Raw genomic sequence first — 13,617 nt, forward strand, 5'->3', positions numbered from 1 at the left:
ACGTTAAATTGAAGAGCGGCGGGCCAGATCGGTCCGCCGCTCTTTTTTGTGCATCGCGCCTGGGCTTGCTCGCATTTGGCCGGGCTCCGTCTATGATTCGGGTATGACCGAATCAAAAGCGATGATCCTTGGCTGCAGCGGCCTTGCCCTCACACCCGAAGAAAAGAGTTTCTATCGGGGCGAACGGCCCTGGGGTTTCATCCTCTTCGGGCGCAATATCTCCGAAGCCTCGCAGATTACCGATCTCGTCGCCGAACTGCGCGACAGTGTCGGCTGGCATGCGCCGGTGCTGATCGACCAGGAGGGCGGTCGCGTCCAGCGCATCCGTCCGCCGGTCCTGCCGCGTTACCCCTCGGGTCAGGCGCTGGGCGATCTCTATCGCCGCGATCCGGCGCTTGGCCTGCGCGCCGCCTGGGTGATGTCGCGACTGCATGCCTTCGATCTTTCGAGCCTCGGCATCAATGTCGATTGCCTGCCGGTGCTCGACGTGCCGGTCGAAGGCAGCAGCAATGTCATCGGCGACCGGGCCTATGGCCGCGATCCCGAAACCGTCATCGCCATGGGCCGGGCGGCCGGCGAAGGGCTGAAGGCCGGCGGCTTGCTGCCCGTCATGAAGCACATGCCCGGCCACGGCCGCGGTTTTGCCGATTCCCATCTGGAACTGCCGGTGGTCACCGTCTCGCGCGATGAGCTGGAAGCTCATGATTTCCCGCCCTTCGTCGCGATGAAGGACGAGCTGATGGCAATGACCTGCCATCTCGTCTTCACATCAATCGACCCGGACAATCCGGCGACGACCTCGCGCAAGATGATCGACGGCGTCATCCGTAAGCACATCGGCTTTGATGGTCTGTTGCTTTCCGACGATAGTTCGATGAATGCTCTTTCCGGCACGATCGGTGAACGAGCGGCGAATATTATTGCAGGCGGATGCGATATCGTGCTGCATTGCAACGGCCATATGGACGAGATGGTCGAAGTCGTGGCAAATGTTCCGCCGCTCGCCGGTCTGTCGCTTGCCCGCGCGAAGGCGGTCGAAGCAGGTTTCGCGACGCCGGATACGGCCGATCAGGCGGAGCTGAGGGCGGAATTCGAGGCGATATTTGCAACAGTCTGATCTTAAGGGAGCAGGGTGGTGAGCACAAAGGGCACCGAACGTCCGCAGGCGGCAACGCCGATGGACAAGCTGTGGCAGGAGAACGGTTCCGAGCGCGCCAGCCACGAGCCGGCGCTGGTGATCGACGTCGCCGGCTTCGAGGGGCCGCTCGACCTGCTGCTCTATCTCGCGCGTAACCAGAAGGTCGATCTGTCGCGCATTTCGGTGCTGGCACTCGCAGAGCAATATCTGCAGTTCGTCGAAAGCGCCCGGCGCATCCGCATCGAACTTGCCGCCGACTATCTCGTCATGGCCGCCTGGCTTGCCTATCTCAAGTCGCGGCTGCTCATACCCCAGCAGGTCAAGGATGACGGTCCCTCGGGCGAGGAGATGGCGGCAACACTCGCCTTCCGGCTGAAACGCCTGGAGGCCATGCGGCAGGCGGCGGAAGGCCTCGTCAATCGCAACCGTCTCGGCCGTGATATTTTCGCCCGCGGCGCGCCCGAACATATTCCCGACCGGCAGCAGTCCGCTTATGCGGCAAGCCTCTACGATCTCCTGACCGCCTATGCGGCACTGCGCCAGCGCCATGCCGTTACCCAGGTAACGATCGAGAGGCGCAATGTCTGGTCGCTGACCGACGCCCGCGAACTGCTGACCCAGATGATCGGCGAGATCGGCGACTGGACGGCGATGGAACATTATCTGCTGCGGTACCTGGCAGCACCCGAGGAACGCGTCACGGCGATCGCCAGCGCCTTTGCCGCCTCGCTGGAACTGGTGCGTGAGGGCAAGCTCGAAATCCGCCAGGATGGGGCCTTTCAGCCGATCTACATGCGGCGCGGCCCGAAACATGCGACGCTGCAGGTCGTGGAACAGGAGCGACCGATTTGATCGATCCGAAGGGCGAAGAGGATTTCGAGGACGAGGGCCGCGACCTGCAGGCCGAGATTGAGGCCGAGCGCGTCGCCGAGGCGCTGGTCTTCGCCTCCTCGCAACCGGTCTCCGAAGGCTTTATCGCTGAGCGGCTGCCGAGGGGCGCCAATGTGCATGCGATCATGCTGCGCCTGAAGGAGCAATACGCGCCGCGGGGCGTCAACCTCGTGCAGGTCGAAGGCGCCTGGGCATTCCGTACCGCCGCCGATCTCTCCTTCGTCATTCGCCGCGACGATAACGAGGTGAAGAAGCTTTCGCGCGCCGCCCTCGAAGTGCTGGCGATCATCGCCTATCATCAGCCGGTGACGCGCGCCGAGATCGAGGATATTCGCGGCGTTCAGACCTCGCGCGGCACGCTCGACGTGCTGATGGAAGCCGGCTGGGTAAGGTTTCGCGGCCGCCGGCGCACACCGGGCCGGCCGGTGACATTGGGCACGACCCGGGATTTTCTCGACCATTTCGGTCTCGAGGAGCTGCGCGATCTGCCCGGTCTCGAAGAGTTGAAGGGAGCGGGCCTGCTGTCAGGCCGCATTCCGGCAAATTTCAATATTCCCTCACCATCGATGAACGACGAGCTGACCGAGGACGAGGATCCGATCACCCAGATGGATCTCGAAGAACTTGGGTTGCTCGCCCCGCGTTCTACCTCCGAGGATTGAGCGCCTTCGTCTTGTTTTTGCCATGCACGGCGAAAACAATGTCCTCACCACTTTTCGATGGGTCGGTGGCTTGTCATAAAGGGCGATACCGTGACATTAAGCGCAGTTCAAAAGGCGTGATGTTGGAAACGGTGTTGGAAATCCTTACATCGTGGGAACATCGAAACAGGGAGTTAGAGTAATGATTGGTTCTCTTAGCGTGTGGCACTGGCTGATCGTTCTGGTGATCGTGCTGTTGTTGTTCGGTCGCGGCAAGATTCCGGAACTGATGGGCGATGTCGCCAAGGGCATTAAGAGCTTCAAGAAGGGCATGACGGACGAAGACGCGCCGGATACGGCAAAGACCGTCGATCACAAGGCCGACGAAACGAAGTAACCAAGTCCGGGAAAAGCGCAGCCCCCGCGCTTCCCGTCCAGGAGCCTTGCATGTTCGATATAGGCTGGACCGAGCTTTTGGTCATCGCGGTCGTCCTGATCGTCGTTGTCGGTCCGAAGGATTTGCCGCCGATGCTGCGCGCTTTCGGCAAGATGACACAGCGCGCCCGCAAGGTCGCAGGTGAATTTCGGGCGCAGTTCGACGAAGCGTTGCGCGAAGCCGAGCTTGACGATGTCCGCCAGACGATCAGCGACGCCCAGAAGCTCAACCCGGTTAATAGCCTGCGCGAGGCGATGAACCCGCTTCGCCAGATGGGCAACGAGATCAAGGCCGACCTGCAGAAGGCGACCGTGGTCACGGAAAACAAGACCGAGGTGGCGCCGGATGCCGTCTCGGCTCCGACGCCGTCGATGAGCCTGCCTGAAACGCCGCCGCTGGTGCCGGCGCCTGCGCAGCCAGAACCCGTCGCAGCAGCGGCGGTTCAGGCCGATACGGTTGCCGCCAAGCCGAAACCCGTGCGCAAGCCGCGCGTCAAGGCGGCCGACAAGGTCGATGCTGCGGCGGCCACTGCCGTGCCTGTGGAAAAACCGAAACGGGCGACGGTGGCCAGAAAGCCCGCAATGCCGAAAAAGCCGGCGCAGACGAAGAAGAAGGACGAGGCATGAGCGGTGATATCGAAGACAAGCCGCAGCCGCTGATCGAGCACCTGATGGAGCTGCGCACGCGGCTGATCTGGTCGATCGGGGCGTTCTTCATCGCCTTTATCGTGTGCTTCTTTTTCGCCAAGCACATCTTCAACTACCTGGTCTATCCTTACAAGCTCGCCGTCAGCTGGGCCAATCTCGACGTCGAGAAGGCGCAGCTCATCTATACCGCGCCGCAGGAGTTCTTCTTTACGCAGGTGAAGGTCGCCATGTTCGGCGGCCTTGTCATCGCTTTTCCGATCATCGCCGCGCAGATCTACAAGTTCGTCGCTCCGGGCCTCTATAAGAACGAACGAGCGGCATTCCTGCCGTTCCTGATCGCTTCGCCGATTCTGTTCCTCTTGGGCGCCGCGCTGGTCTATTTCTTCTTCACCCCAATGGTCATGTGGTTCTTTCTGTCGATGCAGCAGGCGCCGGGCCAGGATGAAGTGGCAATCTCGCTCTTGCCGAAGGTTTCGGAATATCTGAGCCTGATCATGACCCTGGTCTTTTCCTTCGGCCTCGTCTTCCAGCTTCCGGTTATCACGACGCTGCTTGCCCGTGTCGGTCTGCTGACGTCGCAATGGCTCGCCGAAAAGCGCAAGTTCGCCATCGTACTCGCCTTCGTCGTCGCTGCCGTGCTGACGCCGCCGGATCCGATGTCCCAGATCGGCCTTGCGATACCCGCGATCCTTCTCTACGAGATTTCCATCTATGCGGCGCGACTCGTGGAGCGCCAGCGTGCCCGGCAGGTGCTCGAAAAGGAAACCGGATCCGCAGACGTTGCCAAGACCGACAGCGTCTGAGGCGATGCCGGAAATCCCTTTATGACGCCGTCTCATCCGGTCGAGGCCAGGTCAGGCTTTGACCGGGTCATTTCTGTTGCAACGAGTTGGAACGACGATGCTCGATATCAAATGGATCCGTGAGAATCCCGAAGCGCTCGATGCCGCCCTTGCCAAGCGCGGAGCGGAACCTCTGGCCCAGAGTCTCGTCGCCCTCGATGAAAGGCGCCGCTCTGCTGTACAGAAAGCGCAGGATATGCTGTCGCGTCGCAACCTTGCCTCCAAGGAAATCGGCGCGGCAATGGCCCAGAAGAACACCGATCTCGCCGAGAAGCTGAAGGCCGAGGTCGCCGAACTGAAGACCCTGCTGCCTGCGATCGAGGAAGAAGAACGGCAAGTGACGGCCGATCTCAACGATGCGCTTTCGCGCATCCCGAACGTGCCCTTAGACGACGTTCCGGTCGGCAAGGACGAGCACGACAACGTCGTCACCCGCGTCGTCGGAGAAAAGCCGCGCTGGAACCACACGCCGAAGGAGCACTTCGAGATCGGCGAGGCGCTCGGCTATATGGACTTCGAGCGCGCCGCCAAACTCTCCGGTGCGCGCTTCACGGTTCTGACCGGCCCGCTCGCCAGGCTCGAGCGCGCGCTCGGCCAGTTCATGATCGATCTCCACACGAGTGAGCACGGCTATACCGAAGTCAGCTCGCCGCTGATGGTCCGCGCTGAGGCGCTGTTCGGCACGGGCAACCTGCCGAAGTTCGAAGAGGATCTCTTTAAGACGACGGATAGCCGCTATCTCATCCCGACGGCCGAAGTGACGCTGACCAATCTGGTGCGAGACGAGATCCTCGACCAGGAAAAGCTGCCGCTGCGTTTCACGGCGCTGACCCCGTCCTTCCGCTCGGAAGCGGGCTCTGCCGGCCGCGATACGCGCGGCATGCTGCGCCAGCATCAGTTCTGGAAATGTGAGCTCGTCTCGATCACCGATGCCGAAAGCGCCGTTACCGAGCATGAGCGGATGACCGCTTGCGCGGAAGAGGTGCTGAAGCGCCTCGGCCTGCATTTCCGCACGATGACCCTTTGCACCGGGGATATGGGCTTCGGCTCGCGCAAAACCTACGATCTCGAAGTCTGGCTGCCGGGGCAGAATGCCTTCCGTGAAATCTCCTCCTGCTCGGTCTGCGGCGATTTCCAGGGCCGGCGCATGAATGCGCGCTACCGCGGCAAGGACGACAAGAGCATCAAGTTCGTGCACACGCTGAACGGTTCCGGCACTGCCGTCGGCCGCTGCCTGATCGCCGTCCTCGAAAATTATCTGAATGAAGACGGTTCCGTCACGATTCCGGACGTTTTGCTGCCCTATATGGGCGGCTTGACCAAGATCGAACGGGCGGCCTGAGGCGATGCGCATCCTGCTTACGAATGACGATGGCATTCACGCTGAAGGCTTGGCCGCGCTGGAGCGGATCGCCCGCACACTGTCCGATGACGTCTGGATCGTGGCGCCTGAGACCGACCAGAGCGGCCTTGCGCATTCGCTGAGCCTGTCGGAGCCTTTGCGATTGCGCAAGATTTCCGACAAGCACTTCGCCCTGCGCGGCACGCCGACCGATTGCGTGATCATGGGCATCCGGCAGGTGATGGACATCAAGCCCGATCTCGTTCTCTCCGGCGTCAATTCGGGCTCGAACGTTGCCGACGATGTAACCTATTCCGGCACGATCGCCGGCGCCATCGAGGGCACGATGCAGGGCGTGCGTTCCATCGCGCTGAGCCAGGCCTATCTCTATGAGGATGGCGCGCGCATCGTGCCCTGGGAGGTCTGCGAGACGCATGCACCGGCGCTCCTCGAAAAGCTGATGGTGCTCGACCTGCCTGAAGGTACCTTCCTCAATCTCAACTTCCCGAACTGCCGTCCCGACGAAGTCGACGGCGCCGAGGTGACGATGCAGGGCAAGCTCGCCTTCAATCTGCAAGTCGACGCCCGCTCCGACGGCCGGGGTTTTCCCTATTACTGGCTGAAGTTCGGTGAACGCGCCGGCGCCTTCATCGAAGGTACCGATATTCACGCTTTGAAGCATAACAAGATTTCGGTAACGCCTTTGAAACTTGATCTGACCGATTATTCCGTGACGGACCGCGTGGCGCGGGCCCTGGGATACGGAGCACAGGTTTGACGGCAAGACTGGCGGAGAAAGAGGGCTTTGCAGCGCTCGTCCTCAGGTTGCGTGCCGAAGGCATCTCCGATCTCGATCTGCTGACGGCGGTCGAGCAGACGCAGCGCTCGCTGTTCGTGCCGCCGCAATTTGCAGACGACGCCTATTCCAGCCGGACGATCCCGATCGAATGCGGTTCCTTCCTGGAAGGCATCGACTTTGTCGTGCGCATCCTCCACCACCTGAAACTCAAGCCGGGACAGCGCGTCCTGGAGATCGGCACCGGCAGCGGCTTCACCGCCGCCGTCATGGGCCGGCTCGCCGAGCGCGTCCTGTCCATCGACCGTTATAAGACGCTGACATCGGCGGCACAGCGGCGCATGGAATCGCTTGGCCTGCGCAACGTCGTCATCCGTCATGCCGACGGCAGCGCCGGCATGCAGGGAGAGGGCACTTTCGACCGCATCCTGGTGACGGCGGCCTTCAATTCGATGCCGCGCTTTTATACCGACCAGCTCGTTTCCGGCGGCTCGATGATCGCGCCGCTGATGATTTCCGAGAATGAATGCCGCATGGTGCGGCTGACGAAAACCGGCAGCCGGTTCGAACGCGAGGAACTGTTCGAAGCTCCTTATCTGCCGATCGTTCCACGTCTTGCCTCGCTGCTTTAGACGCTGGGTCTGAATGCAGACACGAGGTGTTCGCCAGCGCCTCCCGCCACTGTGATTTTTCACCCGTAAGCTATGGTTAGCAACTTCTCAAAAATATCGCACTGATTCCAGCATCTTAACCGCGTGGTAACACTAACGCGCTTTAATAGACTCACAAATGGTTGCGTTCTCAGTGGGTCGAGTCAATGCGTTTCAGTCTTTCGCCGAAGTTCGGTAAGTCTGCCGGCAATTTCCTGGTTGTAGGCCTGCTGGCGAGTACCGCAACGGGCTGCAGTTCCGATGTGACACGGTTCGGCGGCTTGTTTTCCTCCTCGGGGCAGGATCAGATCACCACCAGTTCCATTCCGCGCGGCGGTCAGCAAGGTGATCCGGTGCCTCGCGCCGATCTCGGCGGTTCCGCCGTCGCCAGTCAGCCAGGTTATGGTGGCGGCAATAATACGCTGAATCAGCCTTATCCGGCGCGTCAGAGTTACGAACCGATGCCCCCCTCGAGCGCACGCATGGCTTCCTCGCCGGTCTCGATACAGCGTTCCGAGCTTGCTGCTCCGCCGGCTGCTGCGCCCGCCCGCCATCGGGAAAGAGAAGTCGCGCTCGCCCAGCCTTTCCCGACTTCGGCTCAGGCCGAAAAGCCGCGGCTCGTAGCGCCGGCTGCCCCGAAGCCGACGCCCGATTCTCTGACGACAGGCACGACGCCAAAGGTTTCCGGCTGGTCCGCGACCAATGCGCCTTCTGTCACGCTGCGTCCGGGTGAGAGCATTGCGACGTTGGCCCGGCGCTTCGGTGTCCCGGAAAAGGAAATCCTGCGCGTCAACAATCTGAAGACGGCCGCAGCGGCCAAGCCCGGCCAGGCAGTGCTGATCCCAACTTTCAACGGCGGCAATGCGGCCAAGGCGGCGTCCCAGGCGGCTGATCTTTCCAAGCCCGGCAATATGCCGGAGCCGGCCAAGGCGCCGGAGCAGAAGGTCGCTGTCGTTCCCGGCGCCAATTCCGCCCGGGACAAGACCGTGGCGAGCGCCGATCCCACCGGCAAGCTTCCGGCTGGCGCCGGCAAGGATCCGAAGGCGCCTGCCGGCGCGTATGTGGTCAAGCAGGGCGATTCGCTGGCAAAGATCGCCAAGGCGACCGGCACCGACATCGACGATCTCAAGGCTGCCAACAATCTTTCGGCGAACTCGCTGCGTGTCGGCCAGGCACTGAAGATCCCGAACGGCAATGCCGACACCATCAAGACCGCCTCGATCCCGGCTGAGAAGGTCGATCCGAAGCCGGCTCAGACGGCGTCAGTGCAGGAAACGGCTTCCGCTCAGCCCGCGCCCTATAAGGCGCCGGTCGCCACTCAGACCGTCGACGACGTCGAGAAGAAATCCGACGTCAGCTCCGACGCGCCGGAATCGACCGGTATCGGCAAATATCGCTGGCCGGTTCGTGGACAGGTCATTGCCTCCTATGGTGCCAACGTCAACGGCAACCGCAATGACGGCATTGATATCTCGGTGCCGCAGGGCACGCCGATCAAGGCGGCCGAAAACGGCGTCGTCATCTATGCCGGCAACGGCCTGAAGGAACTGGGCAACACCGTTCTCGTCCGTCACGACGATGGCACCGTCACTGTCTATGGCAACGCCGACACATTGAGCGTCACCCGCGGTCAGAAGATCCAGCGCGGTCAGACGGTCGCCGTCTCCGGCATGAGCGGCGACGTCAAGCAGCCGCAGGTCCATTTCGAGGTGCGCAAAGACGCTTCGCCGGTCAACCCGATGACTTTCCTGGAATAGGTATGGCGTACCAGGAAGCGCAAAAGCCCGGCCACCCGCCGGGCTTTTGTTATTTCTGGACATGTCTCAGCGACGCGTTTCAGTCCCGGTCGATGTGAACGCGCATGCGTCCGGCCAGATCCTGGATGTATTGCCAGGCGACGCGACCAGAGCGCGCGCCGCGGGTCGTCGCCCATTCCAGTGCCTCGGCATGCATCTTGTCGCGATCGAGCCCGAGCTTGAAGTGATCGGCATAACCGTCGATCATGCCGAGATAATCCTCCTGGCTGCATTTGTGAAAGCCGAGCCAAAGACCGAAGCGGTCGGACAGCGAGACCTTTTCCTCGACGGCCTCCGAGGGATTGATCGCTGTCGACTGTTCGTTTTCCATCATGTGACGCGGCAGAAGATGGCGTCGGTTCGACGTGGCGTAGAACAGCACATTGTCCGGCCGTCCTTCGACGCCGCCGTCGAGCGCCGCCTTCAGCGACTTGTAGGCGGTGTCGTCGTGATCGAAGGAGAGATCGTCGCAGAAAACGATCACGCGGTACGGCGTGTCCTTCAGAAGGTCGAGCAGATTGGGCAGGCTGGCAATATCCTCGCGATGGACCTCGACCAGCTTCAGCGGGAGGCCGCTTTCGCGCCTGACATCCTCGTGCACAGCCTTAACAAGCGAGGATTTGCCCATGCCGCGCGCACCCCAGAGCAACACGTTGTTGGCGGCATACCCCTCGGCGAACCGCGCTGTATTCTCATGCAGGATATCGCGCACGTGATCGACGCCGCGGATGAGCTTCAGCGCGACCCGGTTCGGCTTCTTCACCGGCTGCAAATAATGACGCAGCGGCGCCCAGACGAAGCAGTCGGCCGCGTCCCAATCGTTGACGGCAGGCGCCGGCCCGGCAAGACGCTGCACCGCATCAGCGAGCCTTTTCACTTCGGCAAGCAGGGCGCTGTTGATTTCCTCGGTCATCGTGGACCTCCTGATTTCTCACTGCGGTAAGTCGCTTTGATCTTTCGAAGCGGCCTACCATGGCGTTTTCCCGGCGGAAAGGTTATGAGGCAGCGGAATCGGTACTGTTTCCGGCTGTTTCTGTTGCATTCATCAAAGCGGCAACTATAGTCCGGCAACCTGAAAAGCAGGCGGAGTTCCGCCGTTTAAGCCTGAGGAGTTTAGCATGTTCATCACCCCGGCATTCGCCCAGACTGCGACCGATACCACGACGGGATTCGGCGGCTCCGGTTTCGAAATGATCATCCTGTTCGTGCCGCTGATGGTCGTCTGGTACTTCCTGCTGATCCGGCCGCAACGCGCGCAGGCAAAGAAGCGCGAGGAAACTCTGAAGGCGATTCGTCGCGGCGATCAGATCGTGACCGGCGGTGGACTCGTCGGCAAGGTGACGAAGGTCGTCGACGACAAGGAAGTCGAAGTCGAGATTGCTGAAGGCGTGCGCGTACGCATCGTCCGCAGCGGCATTTCGGAAGTTCGCGTCAAGGGTGAGCCTGTCAAGGCCGACGCGGCGTAAACCGCGATAACGGCGGATCCGCCGGATCGGAAGATCGTCGAGAGAATGTTGCATTTTTCCCGTTGGAAAACACTTCTGATTTGGCTGGTTGCGTTTGCGGCCGTCGTCGTCGCTGCGCCCAATCTCTTGAGCGAGGCGCAGCGTTCATCTCTGCCGGGATGGTTGCGAAACGACCGCGTGACGCTCGGTCTCGACCTGCAGGGCGGTTCGCATATCGTTCTGAAGGTCGAGCGTTCCGATATCGTCAAGGACCGCCTGGAGGAGGCGGTTGCGAATGTGCGCAACGCGTTGCGGGGCGCCGGCATCCGCTATACCGGGCTGACCGGAAACGGCCAGACCGTGACGGTCCGGATTACCGATCCGGCCGAGACGCAGAAGGCGGTCGATCTCCTGGAGCCTTTGACGACGGCCGGCGGCCAGTCAGGGTTGGCGCTGCAGCAGGGCGGGGAAGGGCAGCTCTCGCTACAGATTTCCGATGCCGGCATTGCCGCCGACGTTGTATCCACCCGGAACCGGTCGCTTGATGTCGTCGGTCGCCGCATCACAGGCTTCGGATACAAGGATTTCCAGGTTCGTCCCGAAGGCGCCGACCGGATCGCCGTGCAGGTGCTGGGATCGGTCGATGCGGAGCGGCTTAAGAATATTCTGAACCAACCGGCCAAGCTTTCCTTTCGTCTGCTCGACGAAAGCATGTCCGGGCAGGAGGCACTCAACGGCCGCTGGCCGGCTACCTCCGAAGTGCTCTATTCGCTCGACGATCCGCCGGTGCCCTATCTTGTCGACCGCACGGCTTTCGTCACCGGCGCCAACATGATCGATATCGAACCTGCCATCGCTCCGCAGACGCAGGATACCTCGATTGTCTATCGTCTCGACGCCGAAGGCACGCAGCGGTTGGCTGAGGCGACGAGTCGGAATATTGGCAAGCACCTTGCCATCGTCTTCGACGATCAGGTGATGTCGTCGCCGGTCATCGATGCGGCGATCACCGGCGGCGAGGGGCGGATTTCGGCAAACTTCTCCGAGGATGGCGTTCGTGACCTTGCGGTGATGCTGCGCGCCGGCGCCTTGCCCGCGACGCTGACGAGCGTCGAGGAGCGCAGCATAAGCCCGAGCTTCGGTGCCGACTCCATCGTCTCCGGCCTGGTTGCCGGCCTCGTCGCCGTCGTGCTGGTCGCAGCACTGATGATCGCGCTCTACCGCATTCTCGGCGTCATCGCCGTCGTCTCGCTCTTTTTCAACCTGATCCTCATCGTCGCGGGGCTCAGTCTTGCCGGTGCGACACTCACCTTGCCCGGCATTGCCGGCATCGTGCTGATCGTCGGCATGGCGGTCGATTCCAACGTGCTGATCTATGAGCGCATCCGCGAAGAGGAAAGAGCCGGCCCCTCCTTTGCACGGGCCGTCGACCGCGGCTTCTCCCGCGCGTTTGCCACGATCGTCGACGCGAATGTCACAATCTTCATCGCCGCCATCATCCTCCTCTTCCTCGGCAGCGAATCCATCCGCGGTTTCGCCGTGACGCTGGCGGCCGGCATTCTGACGACCGTCATCACGGCTTTCACGCTGACGCGCTCGATCGTCGCCGTCTGGCTGAAAGCGCGCCATCCCCGGCATTTGCCGAAGAGCGTTGTGGCGCATCTTTTCGAGCACACCAATGTCCGCTTCATGGGGATCCGCCGCTTTGTCTTCACGGCGTCGGCCGCGATCTCGCTGATCGCCATGGCGGCCTTTGCCACTGTCGGCCTGCAGCTCGGCATCGATTTTACCGGCGGCTCGCTCATCGAGGTGACGGCGAAACAGGGCAATGCCGACATCGATGATCTCAGGTCGCGCCTCGACGAGCTCAATCTCGGCGAGGTCAGCGTCGAGCCTACGGGCCGGCCGTCGAATGCGCGCATCCGCATCGCGTCCCAAGGCGGCGGCGAGAATGCCGAGCAATCGGCGGCGACGCTGGTGCGCGGCGAACTCGCGGCCGATTACGATTTCCGCCGCGTCGAGGTCGTCGGTCCTGCCATCTCTGGCGAATTGACGATGATGGCCACACTGGGGATCGTTGCCGCCCTCGCGGCGATCCTGATCTACATTTGGATCCGCTTCGAATGGCAGTTCGCCGTCGGCGCCATCGTTGCCACGCTGCACGACGTCATCATCATGCTCGGTCTCTTCGTGCTGACCGGAATCGAGTTCAACCTGACGAGCATCGCCGCCGTACTGACCATCGTCGGTTATTCCCTGAATGACACGGTCGTCGTCTATGACCGGATGCGCGAGAATCTTAAGCGATACAGGAAGATGCCGCTGCCGATCCTGATCGATGCCTCGATCAATCAGACATTGTCGCGCACTGTCCTGACAGCGGCGACGACGCTGCTTGCGTTGCTCGCGCTGTATCTTTTCGGCGGCGATGTTATCCGCTCCTTCTCCTTTGCGATGCTGTTCGGGGTCGCTCTCGGCACTTTCTCTTCGATCTATATCGCGGCTCCCGTGTTGATCGTCTTCCGGCTGCGGCCCGAGGCTTCCAACGGAGAAGAGAGCAACAAGACGGACGCTGGTGTAAGATCCGGCACGGTGGTTTGAAAACATGGCAAAAGGCATAGAAATCCGCGCGGCGCATTTTCCCGGCCGAGCTCCGATCGACACATACGGCAATGGCGGTTTCCGTTTTGCCGACATGTCGCATCGCGGCTCCATCCTTTGCCTGCCCTCCGGCATTCACGGGTGGGACATGGACATGTCGAAGCCGCTGTCGCTTGAAAATTTCCGCCGTGTGCTGGAAGAGGCTGGTGATATCGAGGTTCTGCTTGTCGGCACCGGAACCGAGCTTCGTCGTCTGCCCGACGAATTGAAGCAGGCGCTGAAGGCGCGCGGCATCTCCTCCGATCCGATGAGTACAGGTGCCGCGGTCCGAACCTTCAACATCATGCTGTCCGAGCAGCGCGCCGTCGCCGCGGCATTGATTGCGGTCTGAC

14 protein-coding genes are annotated in these 13,617 nt (G+C 61.6%); 13 read left to right on the plus strand and 1 reads right to left on the minus strand.

Annotated elements, in window-relative coordinates; genetic code table 11:
• The first annotated feature begins 103 nt into the window (after window positions 1–103).
• The 10 genes from nagZ (at window position 104) to J0663_RS18160 (ending at window position 9,140) form a co-directional block, all read left to right on the plus strand.
• A complete protein-coding gene (gene nagZ / locus J0663_RS18115) occupies window positions 104–1,117 on the plus strand; it encodes a beta-N-acetylhexosaminidase (protein ID WP_207241774.1) in 1,014 nt (337 codons plus the stop codon).
• A gap of 15 nt (window positions 1,118–1,132) precedes the next feature.
• The gene (locus tag J0663_RS18120; RefSeq protein ID WP_207241775.1) at window positions 1,133–1,990 is read left to right on the plus strand and encodes a segregation and condensation protein A; all 858 of its coding nucleotides are present in this window, start codon (window positions 1,133–1,135) and stop codon (window positions 1,988–1,990) included.
• Window positions 1,987–2,691, plus strand: coding sequence for an SMC-Scp complex subunit ScpB (scpB, locus tag J0663_RS18125; protein WP_207241776.1), 705 nt, complete (start codon window positions 1,987–1,989; stop codon window positions 2,689–2,691). The genes J0663_RS18120 and scpB overlap by 4 nt, the downstream gene beginning before the upstream one ends.
• Window positions 2,692–2,875: 184 nt before the next feature.
• The gene (locus tag J0663_RS18130) at window positions 2,876–3,067 is read left to right on the plus strand and encodes a twin-arginine translocase TatA/TatE family subunit (protein ID WP_207244536.1); all 192 of its coding nucleotides are present in this window, start codon (window positions 2,876–2,878) and stop codon (window positions 3,065–3,067) included.
• Window positions 3,068–3,117: 50 nt separating this feature from the next.
• Complete coding sequence (gene tatB / locus J0663_RS18135) at window positions 3,118–3,732, plus strand: Sec-independent protein translocase protein TatB (RefSeq protein WP_207241777.1); 615 nt, start codon at window positions 3,118–3,120, stop codon at window positions 3,730–3,732.
• Complete coding sequence (gene tatC / locus J0663_RS18140; RefSeq protein WP_207241778.1) at window positions 3,729–4,556, plus strand: twin-arginine translocase subunit TatC; 828 nt, start codon at window positions 3,729–3,731, stop codon at window positions 4,554–4,556. Before tatB ends, tatC begins: the two co-directional genes overlap by 4 nt.
• A 97-nt stretch (window positions 4,557–4,653) precedes the next feature.
• Entirely contained in the window at window positions 4,654–5,937 is a 1,284-nt protein-coding gene (gene serS / locus J0663_RS18145; protein WP_207241779.1) for a serine--tRNA ligase, read from the plus strand.
• A 4-nt stretch (window positions 5,938–5,941) separates the two neighbouring features.
• On the plus strand, window positions 5,942–6,715 hold the full coding sequence (gene surE, locus J0663_RS18150) for a 5'/3'-nucleotidase SurE (RefSeq protein WP_207241780.1): 774 nt from the start codon (window positions 5,942–5,944) through the stop codon (window positions 6,713–6,715).
• Window positions 6,712–7,365 (plus strand): protein-L-isoaspartate(D-aspartate) O-methyltransferase, encoded by a 654-nt coding sequence (locus J0663_RS18155; protein ID WP_207241781.1) that lies wholly within the window; start codon window positions 6,712–6,714, stop codon window positions 7,363–7,365. Before surE ends, J0663_RS18155 begins: the two co-directional genes overlap by 4 nt.
• A 185-nt stretch (window positions 7,366–7,550) precedes the next feature.
• The gene (locus tag J0663_RS18160; protein ID WP_207241782.1) at window positions 7,551–9,140 is read left to right on the plus strand and encodes a peptidoglycan DD-metalloendopeptidase family protein; all 1,590 of its coding nucleotides are present in this window, start codon (window positions 7,551–7,553) and stop codon (window positions 9,138–9,140) included.
• Between the two features lie 79 nt (window positions 9,141–9,219).
• Here the strand turns inward: J0663_RS18160 and J0663_RS18165 are convergent, their stop codons facing one another.
• Window positions 9,220–10,092, minus strand: coding sequence for an ATP-binding protein (locus tag J0663_RS18165; RefSeq protein WP_207241783.1), 873 nt, complete (start codon window positions 10,090–10,092; stop codon window positions 9,220–9,222).
• A gap of 205 nt (window positions 10,093–10,297) precedes the next feature.
• Here J0663_RS18165 and yajC point away from each other — a divergent pair, with 205 nt between their 5' ends.
• The 3 genes from yajC to J0663_RS18180 are packed head-to-tail and all read left to right on the plus strand — an operon-like array spanning window position 10,298 to window position 13,616.
• Window positions 10,298–10,645, plus strand: a complete 348-nt coding sequence (yajC, locus tag J0663_RS18170; protein ID WP_207241784.1) for a preprotein translocase subunit YajC — start codon at window positions 10,298–10,300, stop codon at window positions 10,643–10,645.
• 45 nt (window positions 10,646–10,690) lie between these two features.
• The gene (secDF, locus tag J0663_RS18175; RefSeq protein WP_207241785.1) at window positions 10,691–13,225 is read left to right on the plus strand and encodes a protein translocase subunit SecDF; all 2,535 of its coding nucleotides are present in this window, start codon (window positions 10,691–10,693) and stop codon (window positions 13,223–13,225) included.
• Between the two features lie 4 nt (window positions 13,226–13,229).
• The gene (locus tag J0663_RS18180) at window positions 13,230–13,616 is read left to right on the plus strand and encodes an Mth938-like domain-containing protein (RefSeq protein WP_207241786.1); all 387 of its coding nucleotides are present in this window, start codon (window positions 13,230–13,232) and stop codon (window positions 13,614–13,616) included.
• Window position 13,617 lies beyond the last annotated feature (1 nt).

Origin of the sequence: Rhizobium lentis, from assembly GCF_017352135.1 — a bacterium.
GTDB classification, from domain to species: domain Bacteria; phylum Pseudomonadota; class Alphaproteobacteria; order Rhizobiales; family Rhizobiaceae; genus Rhizobium; species Rhizobium lentis.

Excerpts from the sequence above, each read along its gene's own strand:
- J0663_RS18180 (WP_207241786.1), top strand. The coding sequence starts at position 13,230 with ATGGCAAAAGGCATAGAAATCCGCGCGGCGCATTTTCCCGGCCGAGCT.
- J0663_RS18165 (WP_207241783.1), bottom strand. The coding sequence starts at position 10,092 with ATGACCGAGGAAATCAACAGCGCCCTGCTTGCCGAAGTGAAAAGGCTC.
- serS (WP_207241779.1), top strand. The coding sequence starts at position 4,654 with ATGCTCGATATCAAATGGATCCGTGAGAATCCCGAAGCGCTCGATGCC.
- nagZ (WP_207241774.1), top strand. The coding sequence starts at position 104 with ATGACCGAATCAAAAGCGATGATCCTTGGCTGCAGCGGCCTTGCCCTC.
- surE (WP_207241780.1), top strand. The coding sequence starts at position 5,942 with ATGCGCATCCTGCTTACGAATGACGATGGCATTCACGCTGAAGGCTTG.
- tatB (WP_207241777.1), top strand. The coding sequence starts at position 3,118 with ATGTTCGATATAGGCTGGACCGAGCTTTTGGTCATCGCGGTCGTCCTG.
- yajC (WP_207241784.1), top strand. The coding sequence starts at position 10,298 with ATGTTCATCACCCCGGCATTCGCCCAGACTGCGACCGATACCACGACG.
- tatC (WP_207241778.1), top strand. The coding sequence starts at position 3,729 with ATGAGCGGTGATATCGAAGACAAGCCGCAGCCGCTGATCGAGCACCTG.
- J0663_RS18160 (WP_207241782.1), top strand. The coding sequence starts at position 7,551 with ATGCGTTTCAGTCTTTCGCCGAAGTTCGGTAAGTCTGCCGGCAATTTC.
- secDF (WP_207241785.1), top strand. The coding sequence starts at position 10,691 with ATGTTGCATTTTTCCCGTTGGAAAACACTTCTGATTTGGCTGGTTGCG.